Origin of the sequence: Herminiimonas aquatilis (assembly GCF_042665175.1) — a bacterium.
Classification (GTDB): domain Bacteria; phylum Pseudomonadota; class Gammaproteobacteria; order Burkholderiales; family Burkholderiaceae_D; genus Oxalicibacterium; species Oxalicibacterium aquatilis.
In genome coordinates this window covers 407703-434126 of the sequence record NZ_JBHTCC010000003.1, presented here as the reverse complement: position 1 = coordinate 434126, position 26424 = coordinate 407703, and the positions used below count along the sequence as shown (strand labels likewise).

Here is a 26424-nt window from a genome sequence, read left to right as displayed (position 1 = left end):
TTTAGAGGTAAGCAGGCATCTTGTCGATCAGCTTGTCCAGCGTCACAGGGTAGTCGCGCACCCGTACGCCGGTCGCGTTGTATACCGCATTGGCAATTGCCGCTCCGACCCCGCAGATGCCGAGTTCGCCTACGCCTTTAGCCTTCATCGGCGATGACATCGGATCGGTTTCATCTAGGAAGATGACATCCTGATGCGGGATATCGGCGTGCACCGGAACTTCATACCCGGCCAGATCATGATTGACGAAGAAGCCCGATCGCGTATCGACTACCAGTTCTTCCATCAACGCGGCACCGACGCCCATCGTCATGGCGCCGATCACCTGGCTGCGCGCCGATTTTGGATTGAGTATGCGTCCGGCTGCGCACACCGCCAGCATGCGCCGCACGCGCGTTTCACCGGTCGCGATGTCGACACCGACTTCAACAAAATGCGCGCCAAAAGTCGATTGCTGATATTTCTTGTCGAGGTCGCCATACTCCATGAAATCCTCAGCAACGATTTCTCCGCCTTCTGCGACCTGGCCCAGCGGCACGGAACGTCCGCTTGCGCGTACCATGCCATCGGCAAACGCAGTGTCGGCCGGATTGAATCCTAATTTTTTCGCAATCATTTCGCGCAACTTCACGCAGGCGGCATACACCCCGGCGGTGGAGCTATTGCCGCCCCATTGACCACCCGAACCGGCAGAGACAGGAAAGGTCGAGTCGCCCAGATGCACGACCACTTTATCAAGCGGCACGCCCATCATCTCGGCTGCGGTCTGCGCAATGATGGTGTAACTGCCGGTGCCGATATCGGTCATATCGGTTTCGACGGTCACTACGCCGTTGCGATCGAGCCGAACGCGCGCGGCCGATTTCATCACCAGATTGTTGCGGAATGCTGCCGCCACGCCCATGCCGATCAGCCATTGGCCATCGCGGGTTTTGCCAGGCTCGGCATTGCGTGCATTCCAGCCAAAGCGATCTGCACCCGTACGCAGACATTCAATCAGACGACGCTGGGAAAAGCGGCGGTCCGGTTTTTCCGGATCGACCTTGGTGTCGTTGAGGATGCGGAAAGTCACCGGATCGATCTTGAGTTTTTCTGCCATCTCGTCCATTGCGATTTCCAGCGCCATCAGGCCCGGAGCTTCACCCGGTGCGCGCATTGCATTTCCTTCGGGCAGATCGAGTACAGCCAGTCGCAACGAAGTCATGCGATTCGCGCCGGCATAGAGCAGGCGTGTCTGCTGCACTGCGGTTTCCGGTTTGCCGCCTGGCAGATCCCCAGACCACGATTCGTGTCCAATCGCCGTGATCTTGCCATCACGAGTGGCGCCGATACGGATGCGCTGAATGGTGGCCGGCCTGTGCGTGGTGTTATTGAACATGAACGGGCGGGTGAGGGCGACTTTCACCGGCCGATTCGCAGCCTGCGCACCGAGAGCGGCCATCAGGGCTTCGGAACGAACAAATAATTTGCCGCCAAAGCCGCCGCCGATATAGGGTGAAATCAGCCTTACATTTTCCTTCGGCACACCGAGCGTCTTCGCCAGATCGCCGCGTCCCCAATCGATCATTTGATTCGAGGTCCATACCGTCAGCTTGTCGCCTTGCCACGATGCAATCGACGCATGCGGCTCCATCATCGCGTGCGATTGGTCGGGTGTGGTGTAGTGGGCATCAAGCCGTACGGGGGCAGTCGCGAACGCGCCGGCAAAATCGCCAGTCTTGGTATCTGGCTCTTCTTCTTTTTTAGGCTTGGCTGCCGAATCCTTTGCCTTGGCCAGATCGTATGCACCTTTCGCAGGAGCGTATTTAACCCGCACCAGGTTGGCGGCGGAGCGCGCCTGTTCAAACGTCTCTGCCACCACGATGGCAATCGCCTGATGGTAATGCTGGATGTCCGGCCCGCCGAGCAACTTGGCAGTATTGAATCGCCCTTTGGCTAGCGTGCCCGCAGTCTCGGCAGTGACAATCGCAATCACGCCTGGTGCTTGCCTGGCTTCGTTCAGATTGATGGAGGTGATACGCCCTTTGGCGATCGCCGATCCGATCACATAACCATAAGCAGCGTTCGGTGCCGCCGCATGCTGCTCATACGCATAAGGCGCAGCGCCGCTGGTTTTCAGTGGGCCGTCAATCCGATCCACCGGACGGCCTATGACCTTGAGTTGATCGATGGGATTAGTGGTGGCAGGCGTTGTAAATTTCATGACATCAACCTTTCTTCGCTTCGGCCAACACGGCGGCGAGCGTACGGTGCACCAAAGGGATCTTGAACGCGTTTTCATGTGTCGTTTTCGCGCCGGCCAGCAGTAGATCTGCCACGGCCTTGGCGCCATTCGGCAATTTCTTCTCTGCCGCTTCCACCCGCCATGGTTTGTGCGCGACGCCACCCAAGGCCACGCGGCCAGTGCCGTCGGGCTGAACGATTGCGGCGACAGAAATCAATGCAAACGCATATGACGATCGATCCCGCACCTTGCGATATATCTGCTTGCCGCCGACAGGCCTGGGTAGGTTCACGCTGGTGATCAGTTCGCCGGGCTGCAATGTGTGTTCGATATGAGGCGTGTTGCCCGGCAGTGTATGGAAATCGGCAATCGGAATCGTCCGCATCGAGCCGTCGGGTCGCACGGTCTCTACTTGCGCATCCAGCACGCGCATGGCCACCGCCATATCGCTGGGATGAGTCGCAATGCATGCACCACTGACGCCGACCACGGCAAGCTGGCGGCTGAATCCGCCTATCGCTGAGCAGCCGCTGCCAGGGACGCGCTTGTTGCAGGGCAGATTGGTGTCGTAAAAATAGGGGCAGCGGGTACGCTGCAGCAGATTTCCCGCAGTCGTAGCCTTGTTGCGTAGCTGTGCGGATGCGCCTGCCAGCAAGGCCCGCGACAGCACGCCATAGTCGCGGCGCACGCGCGCATCGGCTGCCAGGTCGGTGTTGCGTACCAGTGCGCCGATCCGCAGTCCGCCATCAGCCATGGGCTCGATTTTGTCTAGCGCCAGACCGTTGACGTCTATCAGATGCGCCGGAGTCTCGATCTCGAGCTTCATCAGGTCGAGCAGGTTGGTCCCGCCCGCAATAAATCTGGCGCCCGGTGTGCGTAATGCAGCGGCCGCTGCTTCAGCCGGCGACTGTGCGCGCTGATAGCTAAAGACCTTCATGCTGGCCTCCCTGCGACTTCGGTGATCGCGTCGATAATGTTGGAATACGCGCCGCAGCGGCAGATGTTGCCGCTCATGCGTTCGCGGATTTCTTCGGCGCTGACTTTGGGGCTGGCGTTCAAATCGGCGCTGACATGGCTAGGAATACCTTGTTTGATTTCCTCGAGTACCGCAACTGCAGAGCAGATTTGGCCCGGCGTGCAGTAGCCGCACTGATAACCATCGTGTTTGACAAAGGCCGCCTGCATCGGATGCAGCTTGTCCTTGTTGCCCAGGCCTTCGATCGTGGTGATGTTCGCGCCTTCATGCATGACGGCGAGGCTGAGGCAGGAATTGATGCGCCGTCCATCGACGATGACGGTGCACGCTCCGCACTGACCGTGATCGCACCCTTTCTTGGTGCCCGTCATGTGCAGGTGTTCGCGCAATGCATCGAGTAGTGTGGTGCGCGTATCGAGCTCGAGCTGGCGGACTTCGCCATTCACGCGGAACGATACTTTGGACGTAATGGGGGATTGGCTAGGCGTAGTTTGCATAGAAGTTTGAGCTCCCGCAACGGACGGCACTGCCATGGCGGTGGTGGACACCGCGCCTGCAATCAGCAGATTGCGCCGGGTTATTTTGATATCGCTGAATTGATCCATGGTGTTCGCATCCTATTTGGCTAATGGAGACTGGCTGATAGAGATTGCTGTCTGGCGCATGACCGCATGACTGCAAGAGCATGTGCCGTATGGGAAATGACCCTAGTACGATACTCGACTTGAGAAAGACCTGCTGGCGGCCAATTAATTCCCTGCAAGTACGAGAATCGTTGAAGCTTTATCTTCTTCGGCACGTAACACTTTGCACCATTGCTCCAACACATCGCTTCGCTACTGATCAGATTCGTGGAGTCGGCATGTTCTTTTGCAAGCTTTGTTTGGAATCATGATCGAGATCAATAGCGATGCACTTTTCATGAAAAAACTAAGAAAGACGACACCCCCTAAGTGTAGGATTAATTAAACGCGGAAAGATTTTGCGTTGGCTTTTGACCGGCAGCAATTAGTTTGACAGGGCGCGTGCCGGTGTAACAGTGTCGCTTGCTCTTGTCTGTCCACATAGACCGGAAATGACATGAGCGCACTGATCATATTCAGCGACAAGACCACAGCAGCACGTGCCTGATCTTGAGTGGTGCTGTAGCAGGTAGTGCGAACGTGTTGTATCAGCAGGCCTGCATGGCGATGACCTACGTCGCATGTATATGCAGGTCTATCAATCAATCCCTGGATGTTAACCTCCAACCCGGATCACTCATTCACGAAGGAGCCATCATGAAAACAAACGTAGGAAGTATCGACCGTATCGTGCGCATAGTTGCTGGTGCTGCGCTGATTGCGGCATCTCTGTTAGACCTTATCGGCCCATGGGGCTGGATAGGCGTGATCCCACTGGCAACCGGAATATTTCGTTTTTGTCCGGTATATCTGCCGTTCGGCTTTAACACCTGCAGCGTGAAAAAATAGCTTGTTGGCTGAATAAATAGATTTGCAATACCGCCAACTGAATGCCGACCCTTCGCGCATCGCGCGCGAAGAAATTCGGCATCAATACAAACATAGGCAAGAAGGAAGCTACAAGTAGAAAAAGTCAGGCGGGGAGGGGATGCGTTTGATTCTTAAGCGTCACGCGGAGTTATTCCGCCATGAGAGCGCTATTGCTTTGCCGCGAAAAATCTGGCGAGCTGTTGTAGCCCAGGCCGTACGACAAGGAAGCCGCGATACAGCCATTCCATCAAGAACATCATTCCAGGCAAACGAGCGCACCGGCCAAGCCAGCGCCAGCCGGGCAAGCGATTCCATACAAATACAAAAGCCTCGGCACCACTCAATATATCGCCGTCAGGAGTAATCAAGTGAAAGCGCTTCAGCAACTGTGCCTTGGTCATGCCGACAGGCGGCTGGAAATCACAAGCGGATACATCGACCCAGGCAATGTCTTCATTGGCCTGTATTTTCTGATAGATGGCAATCTCACGGCGGCACAGAGGGCAGGCACCATCAAACATAACCTTGGTCGATCCGTTGCTCTGACTATCAGCATCTTTGTTCATATGGTTTTCTTTCAGGGAGCGATCGCGATAAGAAACGTATCGATAGTGCTGCCAGCATGTTGTTCGAGCTGGAAGCGGAAAAAAATAAAATTCAAGCTACCCTGAACCATATAACACAATGCTCGCCTGCGACCGCCTAAATCGGGGTGGCCGCAGGCCATTAGTCCTTATGGACCGCGCGTCTCGGTTTCCTGACCTTCGATGGCATTGCGATACTTCGCATTTGCAGCCGCCTTTTTCTCTGCCTCCATCGTCTGATTTGACGCTTTGATGCGTTTTTTCTCTTCCTCACTCCGTTGATGGGCGATGTCTTTGTTTCCGATTCTGTTAGTCATTGCATTCTCCTTTAAGTGTCGTAAAGTCTGGCATTTCACCAAATATGACGAGGTGCATTTGTTTGCCGGATCGCCGGTTTTTCAGACTGCAGGCGGATCAGTTTCACGGCCAAATTCTTTGTGTTTGGTCATGGCTGAAATGAAAGCTTTAGTAGCTTTGCCTGCGTCGGGCTGATCCGGCCCTACAATGAGGGGATCCTTTTCTTCGCTAGGCAGATTGAGCGGAATGCCAGCCTTTTCCAACAACGCCTCGGCGGCACCCATCATCAGCATTGGTTTGCAATGGCGGTATTGGTCTTTAATGAATTCAATCGCATTGCCATCCTTAAGCAAAGCGGCAACGCCATCTGCACCATCGGGAACCACCATCGCATCATAAAGAGCAGCCGGGCCGGCTTCGATGGATATCTCTGCGTGCAAACCAAGTTTGCCCGCCTTCACTTCACCTAGCTTGGCAGCGACGAAACGAGGGACTGCACCTGCGTCGATCAACGCCGAGTAAATACTCGATGCCATTGCACCATCAATGCCCGGCGCGATCAGGATTGCCACCCGTCTTGTCTTGATGTCGCTAGCTGGGTACGAGCTCATCGACAGCGGCGGGGATGGATCGTAAGTGTGTGGTGGCAATGGCGAAATATTTAGCGCAGGTGCAGGCACGGCAAAACCTAATCCATCGGCGACACCGGCAGCTAACTCAGCGTTGACGTTGGCCAGCAGCGATACGACCCGCTCTCGAATCGCTTGTGTTTGCACGCGAGTAAGCTCGAACCGAAACGCTTTAATGATGTGTTGTTGCTCGACCGGAGTTTGCGAGATCCAGAACAACTGCGCCTGCGAATAGTGATCCGCAAACTTTTCAGGTTTGCCGCGCACTTTGTCTTCACTAACGCGCTCCGCGAAACTCGTGAATCCCTTAGCGCCGCCAGCCTGGAAAGGGCAGCCGCCACCCAGCGAGTTTGGTTCATACGATACGCGGCCGCGGGCAACCGCCTGCCTATGCATGCCGTCCCTTTGGTTGTTGTGGACTGGAGCCAATGGCGAATTGATAGGTATCTCGTGGAAATTAGCGCCACCAAGTCGACTTATCTGTGTGTCGAGGTAAGAGTGAATTCGTCCCTGCAATAAGGGATCATTGCTGAAATCGATACCCGGAATAATGTGAGCAGTGCAAAAAGCCACTTGTTCGGTTTCAGCAAAGAAGTTATCCGGGTTGCGATTCAATACCAGCTTGCCGACCGCGATGACAGGAATCAACTCTTCTGGCACCAGTTTAGTTGGATCGAGTACATCGAACTCAAACTCTTCTGCTTGTTGTTCGGTAAATACTTGCAGTCCCAACTCCCACTCAGGATAAGCACCAGCCTCAATCGCCTCCCATAAATCCCTTCGATGGAAATCCGAATCAGCACCGGATATTTTCACTGCCTCGTCCCAGCACAGTGCATGGGTGCCGGCCACCGGGGTCCAATGAAATTTGCAAAACACGGATTCACCCTCAGCATTGATCAAGCGGAAAGTATGGACACCAAAGCCTTGCATCATTCTGTAACTGCGCGGAATCGCACGGTCAGACATTTGCCATAACAACATATGCGTCGATTCAGGCATCAATGAAACGAAATCCCAATACGTGTCATGCGCGCTAGATGCCTGCGGCATTGCAAAATGCGGTTCTGGCTTGACGGCATGGACCAGGTCAGGAAACTTCATCGCGTCCTGGATAAAGAAAACCGGCATATTATTGCCGACCAGGTCCCAGTTACCTTCGTCAGTGTAAAACTTGACGGCGAAACCCCTGACGTCGCGCGCAGTATCTGTCGAACCGCGCTCTCCTGCGACGGTAGAGAAACGTACAAAGACCGGCGTTTGCTTGCCGTCTTCTGCAAAGGGGGTCGCCTTTGTCAATGCGCCCAGCGCTTGATAACATTCGAAGTAGCCATGTGCTGCAGAGCCGCGAGCATGAACAACGCGCTCAGAGATTCTCTCGTGATCAAAATGAGTGATTTTTTCACGAAGGATGAAGTCTTCCAGTGCGGTTGGGCCTCGCAAGCCGATTTTCAGAGAGTTTTGATTGTCAGCAATCGGTACGCCTTGGTTCGTCGTCAATTGTTGCCCACCCGAATCCACACGAACACGGTCTAGCGACGCGATCATTGCATTTATCCCTTGCGGAGGTTTTCCCGATCCGGTTTTAGTCGATCCGTTTTTTTCACTCGCCGTGCTACTCGTGACGGCAGCAGAGGCGGGCAGAGCGGTAGCACCCTCGGGCGGGTTATATGCTGCCTCGCCATATTCTGAAGCCTTGTTTGGATTGTTCGGCATTGAACCAGCGAGTGCCCCGGTCCCTTCAACCTTGTCGGCCAAATATGAATTTTTTACTGCACTCGTTTTTGCTGCCGGTTGTGCGGTCGACGGTCCGGAGACGGTAGAGAGCAGCGAGCCAGTATTTTTCGGGGCCGTGATTTTCGTTGGCATAAGAATCTCCAAAGTGATAGATGAGGGGGACCTGGTTTCTAACTTTGAAGATTAAGAGATGTATTGGGGTTAACCTATCAGACGTTTGCTCAACACCGTGTAAGACAAGGGGTTCAATTTCTGTGCGGATAGAGATGCGAAATGGAAACAAATTTGGGAAGGAGAACGACAGGTTCTGGCGCAGCTAACTCCCCACTGATAATCTCCCGCCAATCACATCGTCTCGACAAAACCTATCCAGCGGCCAGCTATGAGGACAGAAAGCCAAAGAATGGCGGATACGGCGGCCAAGGCTTGAACTCGCACAGATGGCTGGCCGCTGCGCAGGGCAGCATCAAAGCTCTCGCCGCGATGCTGTAGTGCGATGTTGCAGATTGCCAGTACAAGCAGTACGGCCTTGAAGAGGAAAGCTGGATTCTCTGCGTACTCCACCGGTTTCACTGAGAACAAGCAAAGCCCTGTCGTAACCGCGAGTGCGGCACCCGTTGCCGCTGCACGCACAAGAAAGGGGCCGAGGATCGGCAGATCCCGTCTGTGCGTTGAACGCAAAAGGAGTAAATCGAGCGGAAGGATAGCACCAAGAAGTAGCCCTATACCAAGGATGTGGGCTGCATTGACAACGAGGTAGGCGACCCAGTATTCCTGCAGGAAGACGGCACCGGGCCAACCAGCAATTGCTTGCAGAAAACCGGTCATCGCCGTGCCGTCATTCCTTGATGCGTTCAGGATACATGTCGTACTGTTTGCCGCCGACCGTAATGCGCACGGCTTTTATATGCGCCTTGTTCGGCTCCTTACTGCGGTTGCCCAGTACTGTAATGTCATCGCCCGCCTTGGCAGTGTCGCCGGTGAAACCTGAGCGCTGTGTCTGATTCGGGTTTCCCAGATCGACTTGCCACAAGCGACCATCCTGGGCCTTCACGCGCATCGCTGGATGCGGCGGCGCCATCGAAATCTCGGTTATCGTGCCTTTCAACTCGGACTGCTCTTCTTCCGCCCAGGTCCAGCCATGATGCGCGAAGGCTTGCATGGTAAATAGCGCCATGGCCGTTGCGCAAAACATCAATACCATACGACGCGTAACATCGCGCGCCGTCATGGAGATTGTGCGGGTGGCGGTTCGACTTTCACTTGATACCGACATAATCATGCTCCTTTAGGTGAGTAAAAAACTGAGAGTCCGACACATTGACCCAGTTCCTGGTTTTAACGGTACGACAACTACCGGTGCCAACTTCCCCAAAAGCGAAGCGGGTAGTAGCCTTCTCTAAGGTCCGCTTTGGGTGTGAATTAGCCGCGTCGAGCCGTTTCGATCGCAGCGATGTCGATCTTTGACATCGTCATCATGGCTTCAAACGCACGCTTGGCTGCTGCGTGATCAGAGTCTGTAACAGCGGCGATGAGTGCGCGTGGTGTGATTTGCCACGATAAACCCCATTTGTCTTTGCACCAACCACATGCGCTTTCTTGTCCGCCGTTTTGGACAATCGCATTCCACAATCGATCTGTTTCAGCTTGGTCGTCAGTTGCGACCTGAAAAGAGAATGCTTCGTTGTGTTTGAATGCCGCGCCGCCGTTCAAGCCAAGGCAAGGAATGCCCATCACTTTGAACTCGACTGTTAAAACGTCGCCTTCCTTGCCAGAAGGATAGTCACCTGGCGCGCGATGAATAGCATCTACTGTGCTATCAGGAAAGGTCTCGGCGTAGAACTTTGCGGCATCCAAAGCAGTGCCATCGTACCAAAGACAAATCGTGTTTTTGTTGAGCATATTGATTCTCCTTTTTATTCGCCTACGCTGCCGGTAATGGGCAATACAATTCCAGTAATGTAGCTGGAGCAAACAGCAGAAGCGAGAAATACATAAGCAGGTGAAATCTCTTCCGGCTGTGCAGGTCTACGATAGCTGGTTTGCGCACCGAACTGTGCGATGTCTTCCGGCTTGGATTTGTCCGCCGGATTAAGCGGAGTCCATACTGGGCCTGGCGCGACTGCATTCACGCGTATGCCCTGATCCAGTAGATTGGCGGCAAGCGCCATTGTGAAGGCATGAATCGCACCTTTGGTAGTCGAGTAATCGAGCAACTTTTTACTACCTCTTAAACCCGTCACCGAACCGGTGTTGATGATGGCGGAACCACGCTTCAAATGGGGCAGTGCGGCTTTTGCCATATGAAAATAGCCATAGACATTCGTCTTCATGGTTTCATCAAAACGTTCTTCTGTCAGATCCAGCAAAGTATCAGCGTGTTCTTGAAATGCTGCGTTGTTGACCAACACGTCGAGCTTGCCGAATGTCTTGACTGCCTTCTTCACCGCCTTCTGACAAAATGCAGCGTCTTTCACATCGCCAGGTAGCAACAAGCATTGGCGACCTTCCGCTTCAACATGACGCCGTGTTTCCTTGGCATCTTTATCTTCATTGAGATAAATGATCGCTACATCCGCACCCTCACGCGCAAATAACACCGCGACTGCACGCCCAATTCCAGAGTCGCCACCCGTGATGATGGCTTTCATTCCTTTAAGTTTGCCGCTGCCTTTATAGCCAGTCGCGAGAAATTGCGGCGCCACCTCCAGCTCGGCTTCGGTGCCAGGTTTTCGCAAGTGCTTACGCGACATCGGCGGAGCAGCTTGCTTCTTGTCACTGGTTTGTACCGCTGGCTTGGACTTGCTTGCAGTTTTCTTGCTCGCGTCCTTTACATCTTGCTTGCGTTGGATTTTTTTCTGTTTCTCTACGGTATCTGCAGTCGAACGGGATTTTGTTTTGACGGACGATGCCATGCGTATCTCCTGTAGTTAAGCTATACAGTTTTATGACGCAAGGGAGCTTGCGACGTTCCCGAGAAAGGGTATTTCTCTTAAGGAGATCGTCTGTAGCCGATGCCGAGATGGAAGCAAGCGATATCGTCCCGATCTGGAAGCGTTGACCGGTCATTGGTGCCGTGATCTTGATTCCGGTTGCGATTTTTACCATGTCGCTGGCTGGCAATCCGATGAAATCAAAACGGTGGCTAGGAAGGAGGGCGCTCAAAAACTGGCCTGTCTCAGACTTGAAAGACACCAAGTTCGAAGACATTCAACGTTGGGCTATGTCAGCCCAATTGACTTTGAACAACAAGCTCAGTTGGCTTAATACGGTGCCTTTCAGATTGGGGACAGGCCACAAATACTTCCATGCCACATAATGTTTCCGCTAATGGAATCCTGCCAGGGGGTATTTGTTGAAGGTTTAGATAAAAGCAGAATGGACAAAAAGAAACTCTCCGAACGGGACATCTGCTCCAGATACATCACCCCAGCAATCACCAGCGCAGGATGGGATCTCCATACGCACATTCGCGAAGAAGTGAGCTTTACCAAGGGACGCATTATCGTGGGGGCAAGCTGCATACTCGCGGCGAACAGAAGCGTGCCGATTACATCCTGTATTACAAATCGAACATCCCCCTTGCAGTGATCGAGGCCAAGGACAACTGCCACAGCGTCGGTGCGGGCATGCAGCAGGCGCTGAACTACGCTGCCTGATCCGGCTTCCTGAGCCACTTGCGCAACGTGTTGCGAGACAGCCCCGTGCGGAGACGCAGCGCTGCTAAGTTGTGTGGAGGCTGCATCGCGTGCAAGTTGTTGTTTCTGGGCAAAAGAAGATACTATTGTGCAGCTTGATGCACTTTGCATTACATGCGATACAGAAGCTCGAATCAGCGGCAATGCCAGCATGCGTGGAGACGTTGGGAGGCAAAATGAGGTTCTGGAAAAATAGCAAGTCGTCACATTTCACCTTTTACCTCTATTTGATGTTGGGAATTGTTGCTGCGCTCGGCATCAGTTTCATTGGGTTTATCTACGAGCAGCGGCATTACGAGCAAGCGCTTGAAAACCGCTCCGTCTCAATCGGCCTGGTAGAAGAATTGCGTCAATCGTCGAATGATCTGACCCGCCTGGTCCGTACCTACGCTACGACTGGCAATCCGGTGTTCAAATCGCAGTTCCAGGCGGTGATTGACATCCGCGAGGGCAGAATTCCGAGGCCATCAAATTACAGTCTTGCTTATTGGGACTTGAAGGCAATTGATCCTGGCTACCAAAGCGATAAGAAACCGGTAGGCGAGGCGGTCGCTTTGCTGGAGCTGATGAGGCGCGCTGGCATTACGCGAGAAGAGATGGCAAACCTGGCGCAATCGAAAGCCTATTCGGACGAATTGGTGCGGATTGAAAAAATGGTGATGGCCCTGGTCGACCAGGATAGCCCGGTCAATCCGGCCAAGCGCGAGCAGGCACTGCGCATGATGGTAGATGAAAATTTCTTGTCGATTAAAGCGCAGGTGATGCGACCGATTATCCTTACCGAGGGAATGATAATTAGACGAACCCAGCAGGTCGTCGATGCGACGCATAAGCGCTTGAAAATTGCGCTGACGGCGCTGTTCATATTGAGCGCTTTGTTGGTTGTATTGATCCTGAAAGTGCGGCAGCAACTGAATCTCATTATTGGTTGCTCCATTCCCGAGCTGCATAGAACCATTATCCGGCTTGGCAGCGGCGATTTCATCAGCCCGATTGCATTGAACAATAAAAACGCTGATAGCGTTCTGGGCTGGATTGCGCAAACTCAGCGCACGCTCGCTCAACTGGACCTGCTGCACTATAAGGCGATGGTCGATTCGTCAGACGATGCCATCCTGAGCAAGACTACACAAGGGATCATCGCAAGCTGGAATCGCGGCGCCGAAAAGATTTTCGGCTTTAGCGCCGATGAAATGATCGGCAAGCCAATGATGGATATCATTCCCGCGGACCGGGCCCATGAAGAGCCGGAATTGCTTGCCCGGATCGCCCGTGGCGAGAAAGTGGACCATTTTGAAACCCGGCGCCTTCATCGCGACGGCCATTTGGTCGATGTGTCGGTAACCATCTCTCCCGTGCGCGACCAGAGCGGGCGGGTCATTGGCGCCTCGAAGATCGCCCGCGACATTACAAAAGCCAAGGCTGCCGAGGCGGAAATCAGGCGCCTGGCCTTCTACGACACGCTGACCGGGCTGGCAAACAGGCGCTTGTTGCAGGAGCAGTTGCAACACACGTTGCTGAGGGCACAACGTGACCAGGCTGAGTTTGCCGTCTTGTTCATCGATCTGGATAATTTCAAGGCCTTGAATGATGTGTGTGGCCACGAAGCCGGCGATGAATTGCTCAAGGAAGTTGCCGTACGGCTGAGCAAGTGCGTCCGCGAGTCGGACATTGTCGCCCGTTTGGGAGGCGATGAGTTCGTCATCATCCTTAATATCAGTCGCGACTCGAACCAAGCCGGGACGGGGTGGGTGGACACTGTGACGCAAAAAATCAACATCAGCCTGGCGCGCCCCTATCATCTTGCTCACACCGTCCATAGCTGTAGCTCCAGTATCGGCATTGCCATTTACAGCGGCCAGGCAACGAGCACGAGCGAATTGCTCAGGCAAGCGGATCAGGCAATGTACGAGGCCAAGACGTGTGGAAGGAACCGGTTTCACATTTACCAGCCCCCATTGTGACGGTCCCAGTTGGCGTTACTGCCGCCTTTGATGCTGTGATCGGCGCGAAGGCGGGATGGGATGTTACCGCGCAGCCTTGTACAGAGTCGGCAGTGACGTCGTGTTCACTCTGCTCGGTTCAGGGCTGGCGCACCGGGTGAACAAGCAGTTACTGAGCCTAATAGCCCATTATGGTCCTTGCCCGACGACGAGTAATTTATTTTGATTCTCTAGCGAACTACCATCAAGTTATGTCCCTGTGTATCCGCTAAATAGTGATGCGCCCGATTCCGGGTGACGATAATTTAGAAAAATGGAGGACCTTTATTTTCCCATCAATGATGATCTGGAGTTGGTTATTAGCTGCGATCCAGAGCCTGCAAGCGATGACTTTTCGCCAAGTTGCAGAACAAAATCAAATTATAAAGATGGCATCGTACTTGAATACTCTTACGGCAAAAATCATCTGGAACGCTGGCGCGAAATCGACACGACTTTAAAAACCATGTTTGATGGCTTCGAACACGTAGCAAATGCAAACTCCAAAGGAGTAGGTAGCGCTCCGAAGTAATACATCGATGTCTCCCACATTCAACGATCTCATTTACCTCAAACAGCTACAACTCTTATCTCTTGTAATAGGCGAAGTCAGGTTGACTAATTAGTTCTAATTTTTAGAACTGATTATTCTACTTTGCGGACAGTGGAACTAAATCCCGGAGGAGGAGACATAATCATATTCCTCGTCCTGTATTGGATATGGTTATGGCAAAGCTACATACGAGACTGTCGTGGCATCCCTCTAGTCCAGCACCTTTTGAGTCGGCGTGGATTCTGTTCTTGAAAATATGCGTATTGAACGAGATTACCCCGCATAATTTGATGCGACTTATACAAACCGAGGTATCGAAAAAGCGGAAAATTAATGCACTGGATATTACTGATAGCTCTTGGATTGATTTCGAGAAACTATCGGGATTACTAGGAGTGTGTGAAGAAACGCTCAGAAATTGCTTTCCAGACCAACTCGGAATTAAAGGTCCAAATTCTGGCTACAAAGTCAGGATATGTCCCCAATGCCTTGACCTAAATTATCATTGTGTCTTGTTCGATTTACCATTTGTGCAGAGTTGCCCATGGCATCGGGTGCCGCTAATTTCTTCTTGCAGTGAATGTTCTGCACCAGTTAAAGGAGCAAGATTAACTAAGCCTTATGATCTTCTTCTCTGCTGCCCAGGTTGCCGTGAAATCTTGGTGGACTTTGTTTCCGATTATGAGGTCACAAAGGTTCCTAGTCACTTAGCTGACAGAATCCATATCCAGTGTAGTGAGCTACTGGATTGGTGTAAAACAGCTATGAGCAGATACTCTCCTCATCATGAATTACCCTACAGATATGAACCCGAGCCTTTCGGAATTTATTATTCTGTAATTCTAGACGTAGCTGATAAGCCGCCTCTCTCGTGGGAAATCGCAAGGAAAAAATCTAGATTTAGCTTAATTCGATGGAAGGCTGAAAATAGATCTGTACCTCTAGATTTGCTCAAAAGTTACAAGAGTCTTAGACGCCATTTATTTAATAAATTTGTCCGACGCTATAGGGGATGCTTTAACAATATACTTTTGTGCAATGGTTATGCCATTAGCTTTAATGTCGATAAGGTAGCTAAACCAGCATTAGCATTTTTGTTGTGGCGGATGTCGATTGAAGGACGTAATTTGTCTGAGCTTGACCAGCGGACACGGCGTCGCTTAACTCTGAATACACCTGATCTCCAAAGTTTTGTTACGGAGGTGGACGATGATTTCGTTCTTAACTGGTGTTACGCCCAATATTTCGGAATCTATCAAAAATTATCGACTTTAAAAGATAGTAAATATTATCTATTTTTAATGGGAAATCTTTACTCACAAGAACCCTTAGTTTGGTTCGGCAAAAGAAGTGTGCCCAGCCAAGCAATTTTATTTCCTAATATAAGTAAATATCTTGATGAAGAAGTAGTAAAAGGTTCTCGCGGTTCTTCAAATTTTTTCTTTCATCAAGTGGCTCAGGTAGTCGATGACAAAGAACTGTCTTTATTTCCTACCTACTCAAAAGTATTAGCGATCCTTCATAAGGAATCAGAAGTTCAGCAGTCAATCGATGAGAAATGCTTGAACCTCGTAGAAACGACGTGGTTATGACATTAAATTTTTAGTTATTAAAAGCTGAATCGCACGAAGTTTTTAGAATTTCATTGACAATCTAAAAATCAAAATCGATTATTTATAAGTCGCTTTTCAATGTCTATCAGTTGGATATCGACTAACTTTCATGAGGTGTATCGCATGAGCAAGTCGCCCAAAAACAAACAACGTCTACATGTTTTTGCAGCGTATCGTGGGCGCGGCAAACAGAACAATGATCTCTACCTTGTCTACAGCGTCAAGACCAACAGGGATTGGATACTTCCCAGCGGACGTCAGTTCGTCCATTGGCTGAATTTCTTAGAACTGAATCGATCGGTGAGATCGTTTGACCTTGCACCAGAACTGCGCATTTCGTTTGATGATAAGGAGTACCGCGGAACGGAATTCGATGCAGAAGTTGAATACGTCGACGGACACCAAGAGTTTCATGAAGTTAAAAGTGACTCAACCAAAGTACATGAGGCACGTGGTCAGCTTCTTGCGCAAGCAAGTGAGGCTCAGCGCGAAGGAATCAAATATCGACTGTTCACCGACGACGATTTAATACCCCACGTTAAAACTAGTATTCGATGGTTAAAGCCTCTCGGCTTTGCCGCTGCCTTACGCGATCAAGACCATGCAGTATTACAAGGACGGTTACTAATAGTATTGAAAGCAAGAACGCAAGGGACACTCGATCAAATTTTGCAGGATTTCTTCGGGCACGACATACCAACGGTAATTGGGTTATTTATTCGCTGCGCAATACAGGGGGTAATTGCGATCGATTTATCTCATCGATCGTTCAATTATGAGACTCAATGGAAATGGCTGGAGGAGTTTTGACATGTGGTCACGCCGCAATGCCTTTCAGGATGCACCGCCGATTGAAACGTGGCCGACGGTTAGTGTAGCCAGCCTTGCACCCGAGATAAAAGTGCGATATCAAAGAAACGAGGAGGCCATACGCTTATATTATGCCAACGAAGCCGTTGCGAGTATTGCAGAGCGTACAGGCGTTGATCAGCGCTATTTACCGACCATGGCACGTAAGTGTCTGATGTTGGCGGAAGATGGCCGAATATTCGGTTTTCGCGCTGTTGTCCCAAACATTAGATTAAAACCTTATCAGCGCCGCGCCGCGATAAAAACGAAATTCCCCGAAGCCCAAGGTGGTTTGTCTGGTGCATTGTCCAATCTTTTGGAGAGACTTCCAAATTTGGAAAGCGAGTTAGTACGATGGATTATGCAAGATGCTAAGGCAAAGGTTATTCCGGAATACAAGCTGCGCGCAAAAGATTTACACCATTTATTTATTAAGTGCATCGAGAAGCAAGGCATTTGTCGTCACGAATGGCCATTCAATACCAAGTACCTTGGTATTCGCACGATCCAAAAATTCATGGTGGGTGTACTCAACAAATATTTTTCGAAATCCGTTTATCGACGAGGAGAGATTGACGCAAAGGCGCACTTAGCTGTCGGAACAGGCGATCCTCCCTTCTTATCTTTTGAAGATCCATATGATGCAGTCGAAATTGATGCCTACTGTATTGAAGCTCACTTTACTATCGACTTCTTAACACCGGAGGGTACGAGCAAGCAAGTTTTACTCGAACGGATTTGGTTAATTGCTGCTGTTGAACGCGCGAGCACTGCTGTCCTTGCATGGTCATTTGTTTACCGGAGCGAAGTTGGGGCAAATGACATAGTTGCTCTTATTCGCGATGCTGTCGCAAAAAAATGGGAACCTCTTGCCGGCCCCCCATTTACATATGGGATTGGTAGTGGGCTCCCTAGCGGTGTAATCCCCCTCGCATTTGGTGCAGTTTGGGAAATCACTATGCTGGATGGCGCGCTGGCTCACCTAGCCACAGCGTTACATGACCGCGTTAGGAAAACGCTTGGCATGATTATTAATTGGGGGCCAGTGGGCCATTTCGAAAGGAGACCGAATGTTGAAAGAACATTTCGGAAAATTGGCGATGATGTATTCAAACGTTTGCCGTCCACTACAGGTAGCCACCCTCGTAAAGGTCGCGCAGATGATGCTGAGGCAAAAGCAATCAGATACGGAATTAATGCTGATGATGCAGAAAAAATGACTGACGTCTATTTCGCTCAGCATAACGCCACTCCCACCGAGGGCCTTTCGTACATGACGCCGCTGGATTATTTACGTTACTTCATAGACGGACCAGTAGCTCGCTTAATAGTAAGGCATCTTCCAGCGCGAGCTGCAGCGGAAACAAAATTGTTTCTATTAACGGAGACGCATTTTGTACGCGGAGGCAAGAAAACAGGTCGTCGACCATATGTACAAATTGACCGGGTGCGTTACACCAACCCTATTCTTGCAGAGGCGGGGCATCTAATAGGTAAGAAAGTAACGATTGAAATTGATGAAGACGATATGCGACAAGTTCGTGCATTCCTCCCAAATGGAACCGAACTTGGGATACTGAAAGCAGGGGGGCGATGGAATTTAACTAAACACAGTCGCCGCACACGTAAGATTATCAATCGATTGGCATATGAGCGAATTATCGTCTTAACTGAATTTGATGACCCAGTAGCGGTATATCTTGCACATATCGGAAAAGGGGTGAAACACAAAGGGGGAATCAAACCTCCTCCGCCCAAGGTAGCAACAGCAGTAGTTCACGTAGCGAAGGCGGCTGGTCTTGAACCTACAATAACTGCCCCGCAGGAAGACAAAATTAAAAGAGGTAAATCAGTTAATGATGCGAGCAAAAGGCGCTCATTGATTGGACGTCCGTCTCCAATTCCAATGAAGACCAAAAATCATCGATAGGAATCACCATGGATGCTGCGAATGAGTCACCCAATTCCTCACAAACATCAATTGCTAAGTTTTCTTCAGCAGATATTCTGAAGATGCTTGATGACCATCCTATGGTGACAAAAACCTATATTTTGCCAACTCCTACTCTTCAGAGAACCTACGATTTGGTACGAGAAAGGGTATGGGCTCGTCGCACGGGTCTCAACTTCTATTCAACTCCTCGTATCGGCAAAACCACATGTTTGATGATGATTAAAGGGATGCTTGAAGCTGAGTTTCCGAAGACTTTTTTTTTATTGATTAGCGCGCGTGCGTCCCGGCCTAGCGAAGCACATATGTACCGCCTCTTACTGGAGGGTCTAAACCATGAGCTCGCGGGACGAACCAATACCGGTGTTTTATTTCGTAATACCGTCACCGACATAGCAATGCAGGTAGGGCGACGTAGAGGAATGCAATTTGTTTTACTGATCGATGAAATGCATCTTCTAAGTGGAACTGATCTAAGTCAGTTGTTGGTTGTGCATAATGATCTCAAACTTAAGAATATAAACATGACAACTCTATCATTTGCTCAGCCAGAGATATTGCATCGTAGGGCTGCGATGATGATTGCTGGGGAACGTCAAATTATTGCTCGGTTTTTAAGTGAGCCGTTAGCTTTCAATGGTTGTACTTCCATCGAAGAATTGGAGGAAATCTTGAAGACTTTTGACGAAGGAACAGAGTATCCAGAAGGGTCTGGTTGGAGCTTTACGCGTTTCTTTTTACCTCGCGCATTTGAGGAAGGCTTTCGTCTCCAGATTTACGCAAGCAAGCTGTGGTCTGCATTGACGACGGCAAATGTCGGTGGTGAAAGTGGCGGTTTGCCAATGGAACACACGATAGTGGCAATTGAGAGCCTGTTACAAATGGCACGAGCTTCGGATTGCCCTAATTTTGTATTGTCCGATAATGATTTGCAGGATGCTGTCGATGCGTCACAACTCCGTTTATTCACCAGCATGATGCAAGAGTGATAATTCTTCTGCTCCTTGCAATAAGTGCTGTATTTTTCACTTTATATTGAATATTTCAGTATAAAGTGCTAAATTATTCACATGAATACTCTTGATCTAGCAAAAATTATCGTTTCAGCCCGCCGCGCACTGAAGCTGACTCAAGCAGAATTAGCCGTTCGAGCTGATATCAGTCGCCGCACTCTCATTGATCTCGAGAATGGGCCTGGTTCCAATGATATTGGCTTCCGCAAGATTGAACGCATTCTCAATGCTCTTGGACTGAACATCGCAGTCATAGAAAAATCAAAGCGTCCGACCGAATCCGAGCTAAACACAATCTTTGCCGACGATGAATAAATCGAACTCCCAACCGCAAGGTCTCAAACAATTGTTTGTGCATACAAGCCAAGGCTTGGCCGGCCAGCTCACGCGCGAATCACAGATTGTTTTTGGATATCGTAGCGATGACCCGCATTGCGAGATCAGCCTGACGATGCCGCTGCGAGCAGAGACATACGCTGCAAATATTTTGCCTGGTGTATTGCGACAGAACCTTCCCGAAGGTTATTTACTTCATTGGATTCGCGAACGGTTTGGTAAGACCATGAAAATGGACGATTTCAATATTCTGGCACTCACTGGCAGTGACATGATTGGCCGAGTGAGTGTTAGTCCTAACGAAAACCACGTTGAACACGCAAAAGCGGAAGATCTCAGTGCCTTACTGTCGTGGAAGGGAAGTGAAAGTCTATTTGACTATTTGGCTGAAAAATATGCGAGCACTTCTGGAATTTCTGGAGTACAGCCGAAGGTACTTGCTGTCGCATACGAAGATAAGGAAACGGTCGACAAAGGAGCAATGAAAGATCGTAGGCTAATTATCAAGGCCAGTGGAGCCGATTATGACGGACTCGCGGAAAATGAATTCCATTGCATGACAATGGGAATGCTTGCGGGACTTAATGTCCCAAAATTTTGGCTATCTGAAAACAAGGAAGTATTTGTTATTGAGCGCTTTGATATAGATCCAATATCGGGCGAGTATCTTGGGTTCGAAGATATGACCGCTCTAACTGGCAAACAAAATGACGGGAAATACGATTCAAGCTATGAGAACGTAGCAAAGGCCATCGATATTTTCTCGAGCAGCACTTACAAGACGGAATCGCTTGCCGAATTTTTTAAATCGCTTGTGCTGTCAATAGCAGTACGGAATGGCGATGCGCATCTGAAAAATTTTGGAATGTTGTACACGACACCTGAGACAAACGATGTTCGACTGTCACCTCTGTATGACATCGTATGTACAACAGCTTATATCCCACGTGACACGATTGCCTTAAAAATGAACAAGGCAAAAGCATGGCCATCTCGTGAGCAGCTTATAGAGTTTGGAAAAGCACACTGTAAACTTGATCGCCCGGTCGAAATTATCGATGAAGTGATCGAAGTGATTACTTCTTACATCCCTGCGATCGATACTGGCGAAATATGGGAAAAAATGCGTCCTGAAATTGCGAAAGGTATCGGCATGATTAGTAAGGCGCGAGCACAGGTGAGAATTTAAGAACTAACAAAAGGGAATCTAGACGTTGCATTCGTTAACTTAACTAAACTCCCACAGCCAGCGCCTGTCATCAATGATGGCGATCATTCTTGGTCATCAAACACCTCTCTATGGCGAGTATTCTCGCCTAAATTGATGTCCGGTTTCATTAGACCACTACACATGGTTACCAATGACCTTTGCGTTGACTGGCACATGGTTGCCGCTAGCCCTATTAACGCGACGTTATGCGATCTTAATATTTGGCGTGTCGGGCAAGGTAAATAGGCCTGTATTCGTTCTTTGGCTACGAATGCGGATGTACAACCAGATTATGTCGAAGAGCCGCTAGGTGTTCACGAAGAACTTGTACATATTTCAGTAGAAATTAATCACTATCTTTAGCATTGCTGATGTAAGTTGGCTAAATGTAGGAATCGATCGGCTAATTCTTAGTTTCAATATCTTTGATCAAAGCCTTCATTTCATCGATTTCACGACGTTGTGCTTCAATAATATTGTCTGCGAGTTTCCTCACTCGAGGATCGCTGATGTTGGCACGTTCGCTAGTTAAGATGGCTATGGAATGATGTGGAATCATTGCTTTCATCCAGCCAATGTCATCCACGGTTTTTTGGCTTCGCACTAACCAGATTGACGCGGAAAAAATAACAATGCTGGCAATCAGTATGGAAATATTGAGCTTCTTCTCAGAGTACATATTCAACATAAAACCGAGCATGATGACCGCCATGGTTGCTCCCATAACGAGCGCCATGTAAGCACGTGTTTCACTAAAAAAGAGATGGTCTGGCTGGTAGGTGTTTAGATACATTAGTCCAAACATGATGACTGTTGATGTGACGATCATCAGGCAAAACTTGGCGTACTTGTTCATTTCATCTCCTTTCTAACTTTTTGTTTTTATTAGACATCTTTTAGAGAAAAAGTTTGTAAACTAAAGAAAGAGGTCCCATGTTAACGAATGAGAATGGAAACTATATTTTTCGTCCCGTTACCGCGTAATTATTTAACGAAGGATGCGTGATTAGAAAATAGGATTCCCTTCATGACAACAGGCTGTAATGTGCCCGCCATCCGCTTTGATAATCAAATTTACTCACGGATCGAATCAATTGTGTTATTTCGTGCCCTGATCGCTGCCTCAGTGCTTACCTCACAGCAACCACCATCATTCTTTTAATTGCTCATTATCCAGATTAACTGTAGTCACAGCGATATTTCTGACACTATACAAAGTACACAGCTACCTTCATGCAGGGATGGAACCATGACTCAAGACACACATCACGATCATTCCCATACAGGTCATGCCCATGCGGATGCAGAGACAGACAAGCAAAGCTCGACGACGGATAAGCCGTATACAGATATTGTTTGCGGGATGAAGGTCAAAGCCGATCCGCAGAAAACGCGTGCGTACGAAGACGAGAATTATTATTTTTGCAGCGCCGGTTGCATGGATAAATTTGATGCGAACCCTGCGTCATACGCCCACAAGGAATCATCGGAAACCAAACAGGATGCGCCTGAGGGAACGATGTATACCTGCCCGATGCACCCTGAAATTAGACAACCAGCTCCCGGCAGTTGTCCTATCTGTGGCATGTCACTCGAACCTGTCATGCCCACCTTGGATGAGGAAGAAAATCCAGAGTTGGTGGATTTTCGTCGCCGATTTTGGTGGACTTTACCACTCACAGTCATTGTCACCACGCTAGCAATGGCGGGGCATAGTCTTTTCCCGCAAGGAATATCACATCAGAACTTGATAGAGTTTGCATTGAGCACGCCAGTCGTTTTGTGGGCGGGCTGGCCATTCTTTGTACGCTGCATACACTCGATTGCAAAACGCAGTCCTAATATGTGGACACTGATTGGTTTGGGTGTTTCAGCGGCTTATCTATACAGCGTGATCGCCACCCTGGTACCGGATTTTTTTCCAGCGGCAATGAGCGTGCATGGAAACGTTGGCGTTTATTTTGAGGCGGCAGCAGTGATTGTTTCGTTAACACTGTTGGGGCAGATATTGGAATTAAAAGCACGCTCACAAACTTCTGCCGCGATTAAATCTTTACTCGGCCTGTCACCAAAAACCGCACGCCGTATCCGTGAGGATGGCTCGGAAGAAGATATCCCACTCAATAACGTCCATATCGATGACAAATTGCGTGTGCGTCCAGGTGAAAAAGTGCCAGTAGATGGCGTTGTGGAAGAGGGCGAAAGCGCGATTGACGAATCCATGCTGACAGGAGAGCCGATGCCGGTTTCTAAGCGAGTAGGCGATAAGGTCATTGGCGCAACGCTGAATACTGGCGGTAGTTTGGTGATTCGTTCCGAAAAAATCGGTTCGCAAACCATGCTGTCGCAAATTGTACAAATGGTGTCGCAGGCGCAGCGCTCACGCGCACCTATGCAGCGATTAGCCGATCAGGTGGCACGCTATTTTGTTTTGGTGGTGGTCAGTATTGCAGTGTTAACTCTACTTGGCTGGGGATTATTCGGCCCCGAGCAACCTAGTTGGGTATTTGGTTTTGTGACTGCGGTTTCGGTGTTGATCATTGCCTGTCCTTGCGCACTCGGCTTGGCAACACCAATGTCCATCATGGCGGCAACTGGGCGTGCCGCAACACAGGGCATGTTGTTTCGCGACGCTGCCGCGATTGAAGATATGCGTAAAGTCGATACCTTGATCGTCGATAAAACCGGCACGCTGACCCAAGGTAAACCAACATTTGACCGTATCGTTGCGGCAAAAGGCATGGACGAGACTACAGTATTGCAGATCGCTGCAAGCATTGATCAGGGCAGCGAACATCCACTAGCGCATGCGATTGTGGCAGAGGCACGTGAGCGAAAATTGACGCTCACTAAGCCCGAGAATTTTGAATCTGCCAGCGGCATTGGTGTGCGCGGTTCCGTAGATGGCAAGCGCATTGCGCTTGGCAACACAGCGTTGATGGATGAAGAAAAAGTCGATTGGCAGCCTTTGTCGCAAGCTGCCGAAGAACTACGTAGCGAAGGTGCAAGCGTCATGTATTTGGCGGCAGATGGTGCGCTCGCTGGCTTAATTGCGGTATCCGATCCCATCAAGGCGACGACAGAAGAGGCGCTCACGACTTTACGCGATGCGGGCATTAACGTCATCATGGCGACTGGCGATGGGGTGACGACCGCTAAATCGGTAGCGGCAAAATTACAGATTGAAGAATTCTATGGCGAGGTCAAGCCACAGGACAAATTGGCGCTCGTTGAACGCTTGCAAAAAGAAGGGAAAATTGTGGCAATGGCGGGTGACGGCATCAATGATGCGCCGGCACTTGCACGAGCCATTGTTGGCATCGCGATGGGTACGGGTACTGACGTTGCCATCAATAGCGCACATCTGACCTTGATCAAGGGAGACTTGCGAGCGATTGCGCAAGCGAGGAATTTATCTTTAGAAACAGTCCGCAACATGCACCAGAATCTTGGCTTTGCCTTCATCTACAACTCCCTGGGAATACCATTGGCAGCAGGTCTTTTATATCCATTTACGGGGCACCTGCTATCACCAATGATTGCAGCACTCGCGATGAGTTTGAGTTCCGTTTCCGTAATTGTTAATGCTTTGCGTTTGCGCTCAAAGTAGCTTTGTAAATGTTTTGAGGGATGCTTTGACAGACGCACGATATCCTCAGAAACTGAGGGAAATTCAATGATTCTTTTACAGATTCCTTTAGATGGAAATTAATGACGCATACACTTCAGGGAAAAAAGATCATTGGTCAGTTTAGTGAGCAGTTCAATCGTGCATGCTTTTGCGTCAGTCTGGATAGCGATGCACTAAAGCATGCGCTTAGCATTGAACTTGATTCTCCTGAATTAATGACTCTGGTTGAAGAACGTTGCCCGTATTTATTTTCTGCCCGGCCCGTATTCGCTTCCGATAGCCAGATTGAACGCATGGTAAGCGTGATCCGGGCGATTGAATCGGTCATTGCGCTACCAGCTTATCGAGCACATATTTTTACTAATGCATCCGAGATTGTCAGGCACGATCCGGGTGGGGCAAAAGGCGTCTTTTTTGGTTATGACTTTCATTTAAGTAACGATGGTTTCGGGCTCATTGAAATTAACACCAACGCTGGTGGCGCGATGTTCAACGCCGTCATGGCACGTGTGCATCAATCCTGCTGCTTGGATCCAAAGAGCATGGCATTGGCCAAAGAATCGGCAGCAGCGCTAGAAAAAACTTTCGTTGATATGTTTCAAAGCGAATGGAAATTATCTGCTAAAGAAACATTGCTCAAGACTATCGCGATTGTCGACACGCATCCACAGCAGCAATATATGTATCCCGAATTTCTGTTATTCCAGCAGTTATTCAAGCGGCACGGGATACAGTCGGTCATAGTCGATCCGTCCGATTTGGAGTGGCGTCAAGGGAGGTTGTGGTTCGGCGATACGCTCATCGATCTGGTCTATAACCGGTTAACTGACTTCATGCTGGAAACTGAGGCATGTGCTGCCTTACGCGCAGCCTATCTGGCCAATGCAGTGGTATTGACTCCACATCCGCAAGCGCATGCCCTATACGCCGACAAATATAATCTCGCATTATTTACCGATTCAAAAATGTTGCAAGAGCTTGGCGTTCCTTTCGATGTCCAGGAAATTTTATTATCGAATATTCCGCGTACCTTAATTGTCACAGCTATCAATGCCGAGCAACTATGGAAAGATCGCCGTCATTTGTTTTTCAAACCACGTGCAGGCTTTGGTTCTCGCGCGACGTATCGGGGAGACAAGCTGACTAAGCGAGTATGGACAGAAATTTTAGCGGGAGATTACGTGGCACAAGCAATCATGGCGCCAGGAGAAAGAATCAGTGGAAGCAAAGAGGACCCGGAAATGCTTAAGTTTGATATTCGCGCCTATGTCTATGACGGCCAGCTTCAATGGACAGCCGCGCGTTTATATCAAGGACAGACTACGAATTTTCGTACGGCCGGTGGAGGATTCTCGCCGGTCTACACCGTACCGGATACAGCAATAAGGGCAGATGAACACGAACTATTGAAGAGCGCTGCGGATGCATTGGTGTGTTGCCGTCTAACTTGCATTTAATACAGGTATTTACCTAGCCATGAACTGTCCAATTGCAGGGCCATCAAGAATAGGAAATTACAGATAAATGTGCGTATACGATATGGCCTAAAAGGCTATATTTTGTGTCGCGTAGAGGATTGTCTAGAGTACTGCCGCTCCGCATCCCCCGCATAGATTGGGATGGGTTATCTTTCGATAATAGGCAGTAC

Annotated in this window: 22 protein-coding genes and 1 pseudogene; 12 read left to right on the top strand and 11 right to left on the bottom strand. The window is 49.8% G+C overall.

The window, feature by feature from the left end:
* Position 1: 1 nt before the first annotated feature.
* The 3 genes from paoC to paoA are packed head-to-tail and all read right to left on the bottom strand — an operon-like array spanning position 2 to position 3805.
* Complete coding sequence (paoC, locus tag ACFQO0_RS14490) at positions 2-2203, bottom strand: aldehyde oxidoreductase molybdenum-binding subunit PaoC (protein ID WP_382235828.1); 2202 nt, start codon at positions 2201-2203, stop codon at positions 2-4.
* 4 nt (positions 2204-2207) lie between these two features.
* A complete protein-coding gene (locus ACFQO0_RS14485; RefSeq protein ID WP_382235826.1) occupies positions 2208-3161 on the bottom strand; it encodes an FAD binding domain-containing protein in 954 nt (317 codons plus the stop codon).
* Entirely contained in the window at positions 3158-3805 is a 648-nt protein-coding gene (gene paoA / locus ACFQO0_RS14480) for an aldehyde dehydrogenase iron-sulfur subunit PaoA (protein ID WP_382235824.1), read from the bottom strand. The genes ACFQO0_RS14485 and paoA overlap by 4 nt, the downstream gene beginning before the upstream one ends.
* A gap of 675 nt (positions 3806-4480) precedes the next feature.
* On the opposite strand from paoA, the gene ACFQO0_RS14475 reads away from it, so the two are divergent.
* Positions 4481-4672, top strand: coding sequence for a YgaP family membrane protein (locus ACFQO0_RS14475; protein ID WP_382235822.1), 192 nt, complete (start codon positions 4481-4483; stop codon positions 4670-4672).
* A 188-nt stretch (positions 4673-4860) separates the two neighbouring features.
* On the opposite strand, the gene ACFQO0_RS14470 is transcribed toward ACFQO0_RS14475, so the two are convergent.
* The 7 genes from ACFQO0_RS14470 to ACFQO0_RS14440 all read right to left on the bottom strand — a co-directional run bounded on the left by ACFQO0_RS14470 (position 4861) and on the right by ACFQO0_RS14440 (position 10855).
* Entirely contained in the window at positions 4861-5259 is a 399-nt protein-coding gene (locus tag ACFQO0_RS14470; RefSeq protein ID WP_382235820.1) for a thiol-disulfide oxidoreductase DCC family protein, read from the bottom strand.
* A gap of 167 nt (positions 5260-5426) precedes the next feature.
* The gene (locus ACFQO0_RS14465) at positions 5427-5594 is read right to left on the bottom strand and encodes a hypothetical protein (protein WP_382235818.1); all 168 of its coding nucleotides are present in this window, start codon (positions 5592-5594) and stop codon (positions 5427-5429) included.
* Between the two features lie 81 nt (positions 5595-5675).
* Complete coding sequence (locus ACFQO0_RS14460; protein ID WP_382235816.1) at positions 5676-8072, bottom strand: catalase; 2397 nt, start codon at positions 8070-8072, stop codon at positions 5676-5678.
* Positions 8073-8285: 213 nt separating this feature from the next.
* Positions 8286-8768 (bottom strand): DUF2214 domain-containing protein, encoded by a 483-nt coding sequence (locus ACFQO0_RS14455; protein WP_382235814.1) that lies wholly within the window; start codon positions 8766-8768, stop codon positions 8286-8288.
* 10 nt (positions 8769-8778) lie between these two features.
* Positions 8779-9216, bottom strand: coding sequence for a DUF6152 family protein (locus ACFQO0_RS14450; protein WP_382235812.1), 438 nt, complete (start codon positions 9214-9216; stop codon positions 8779-8781).
* 146 nt (positions 9217-9362) lie between these two features.
* Complete coding sequence (locus ACFQO0_RS14445; protein ID WP_382235810.1) at positions 9363-9842, bottom strand: VOC family protein; 480 nt, start codon at positions 9840-9842, stop codon at positions 9363-9365.
* A gap of 14 nt (positions 9843-9856) precedes the next feature.
* Positions 9857-10855 carry an SDR family oxidoreductase gene (locus ACFQO0_RS14440; protein WP_382235808.1) on the bottom strand — a complete coding sequence of 333 codons (999 nt, stop codon included), beginning with the start codon at positions 10853-10855 and terminating at the stop codon, positions 9857-9859.
* A gap of 463 nt (positions 10856-11318) precedes the next feature.
* On the opposite strand from ACFQO0_RS14440, the pseudogene ACFQO0_RS14435 reads away from it, so the two are divergent.
* The 9 genes and pseudogenes from ACFQO0_RS14435 to ACFQO0_RS14395 form a co-directional block, all read left to right on the top strand.
* A pseudogene (locus ACFQO0_RS14435) lies at positions 11319-11593 on the top strand (type I restriction endonuclease subunit R); the annotation flags it as partial.
* 221 nt (positions 11594-11814) lie between these two features.
* Positions 11815-13602: a diguanylate cyclase domain-containing protein gene (locus ACFQO0_RS14430; RefSeq protein ID WP_382235806.1), complete on the top strand. Its 1788-nt coding sequence runs from the start codon at positions 11815-11817 to the stop codon at positions 13600-13602.
* A 292-nt stretch (positions 13603-13894) separates the two neighbouring features.
* Positions 13895-14152, top strand: a complete 258-nt coding sequence (locus ACFQO0_RS14425; protein WP_382235804.1) for a hypothetical protein — start codon at positions 13895-13897, stop codon at positions 14150-14152.
* Between the two features lie 284 nt (positions 14153-14436).
* Complete coding sequence (locus ACFQO0_RS14420) at positions 14437-15765, top strand: hypothetical protein (protein ID WP_382235802.1); 1329 nt, start codon at positions 14437-14439, stop codon at positions 15763-15765.
* 144 nt (positions 15766-15909) lie between these two features.
* Positions 15910-16596, top strand: coding sequence for a PDDEXK family nuclease (locus ACFQO0_RS14415; protein ID WP_382235800.1), 687 nt, complete (start codon positions 15910-15912; stop codon positions 16594-16596).
* Position 16597: 1 nt separating this feature from the next.
* A complete protein-coding gene (locus ACFQO0_RS14410) occupies positions 16598-18565 on the top strand; it encodes a Mu transposase C-terminal domain-containing protein (protein ID WP_382235798.1) in 1968 nt (655 codons plus the stop codon).
* Between the two features lie 8 nt (positions 18566-18573).
* Positions 18574-19575 carry an AAA family ATPase gene (locus tag ACFQO0_RS14405; protein WP_382235796.1) on the top strand — a complete coding sequence of 334 codons (1002 nt, stop codon included), beginning with the start codon at positions 18574-18576 and terminating at the stop codon, positions 19573-19575.
* Positions 19576-19656: 81 nt separating this feature from the next.
* Positions 19657-19914, top strand: a complete 258-nt coding sequence (locus ACFQO0_RS14400; protein ID WP_011871057.1) for a helix-turn-helix domain-containing protein — start codon at positions 19657-19659, stop codon at positions 19912-19914.
* Entirely contained in the window at positions 19907-21124 is a 1218-nt protein-coding gene (locus ACFQO0_RS14395) for a type II toxin-antitoxin system HipA family toxin (RefSeq protein WP_382235794.1), read from the top strand. Before ACFQO0_RS14400 ends, ACFQO0_RS14395 begins: the two co-directional genes overlap by 8 nt.
* Before the next feature lie 424 nt (positions 21125-21548).
* Here the strand turns inward: ACFQO0_RS14395 and ACFQO0_RS14390 are convergent, their stop codons facing one another.
* A complete protein-coding gene (locus ACFQO0_RS14390) occupies positions 21549-22001 on the bottom strand; it encodes a DUF305 domain-containing protein (RefSeq protein ID WP_382235792.1) in 453 nt (150 codons plus the stop codon).
* A 393-nt stretch (positions 22002-22394) separates the two neighbouring features.
* Between ACFQO0_RS14390 and ACFQO0_RS14385 the strand changes: the two genes are divergently transcribed.
* Both ACFQO0_RS14385 and ACFQO0_RS14380 read left to right on the top strand, forming a co-directional pair.
* A complete protein-coding gene (locus tag ACFQO0_RS14385) occupies positions 22395-24755 on the top strand; it encodes a heavy metal translocating P-type ATPase (protein ID WP_382235790.1) in 2361 nt (786 codons plus the stop codon).
* Between the two features lie 101 nt (positions 24756-24856).
* A complete protein-coding gene (locus ACFQO0_RS14380; RefSeq protein ID WP_382235788.1) occupies positions 24857-26233 on the top strand; it encodes an ATP-grasp domain-containing protein in 1377 nt (458 codons plus the stop codon).
* Positions 26234-26424 lie beyond the last annotated feature (191 nt).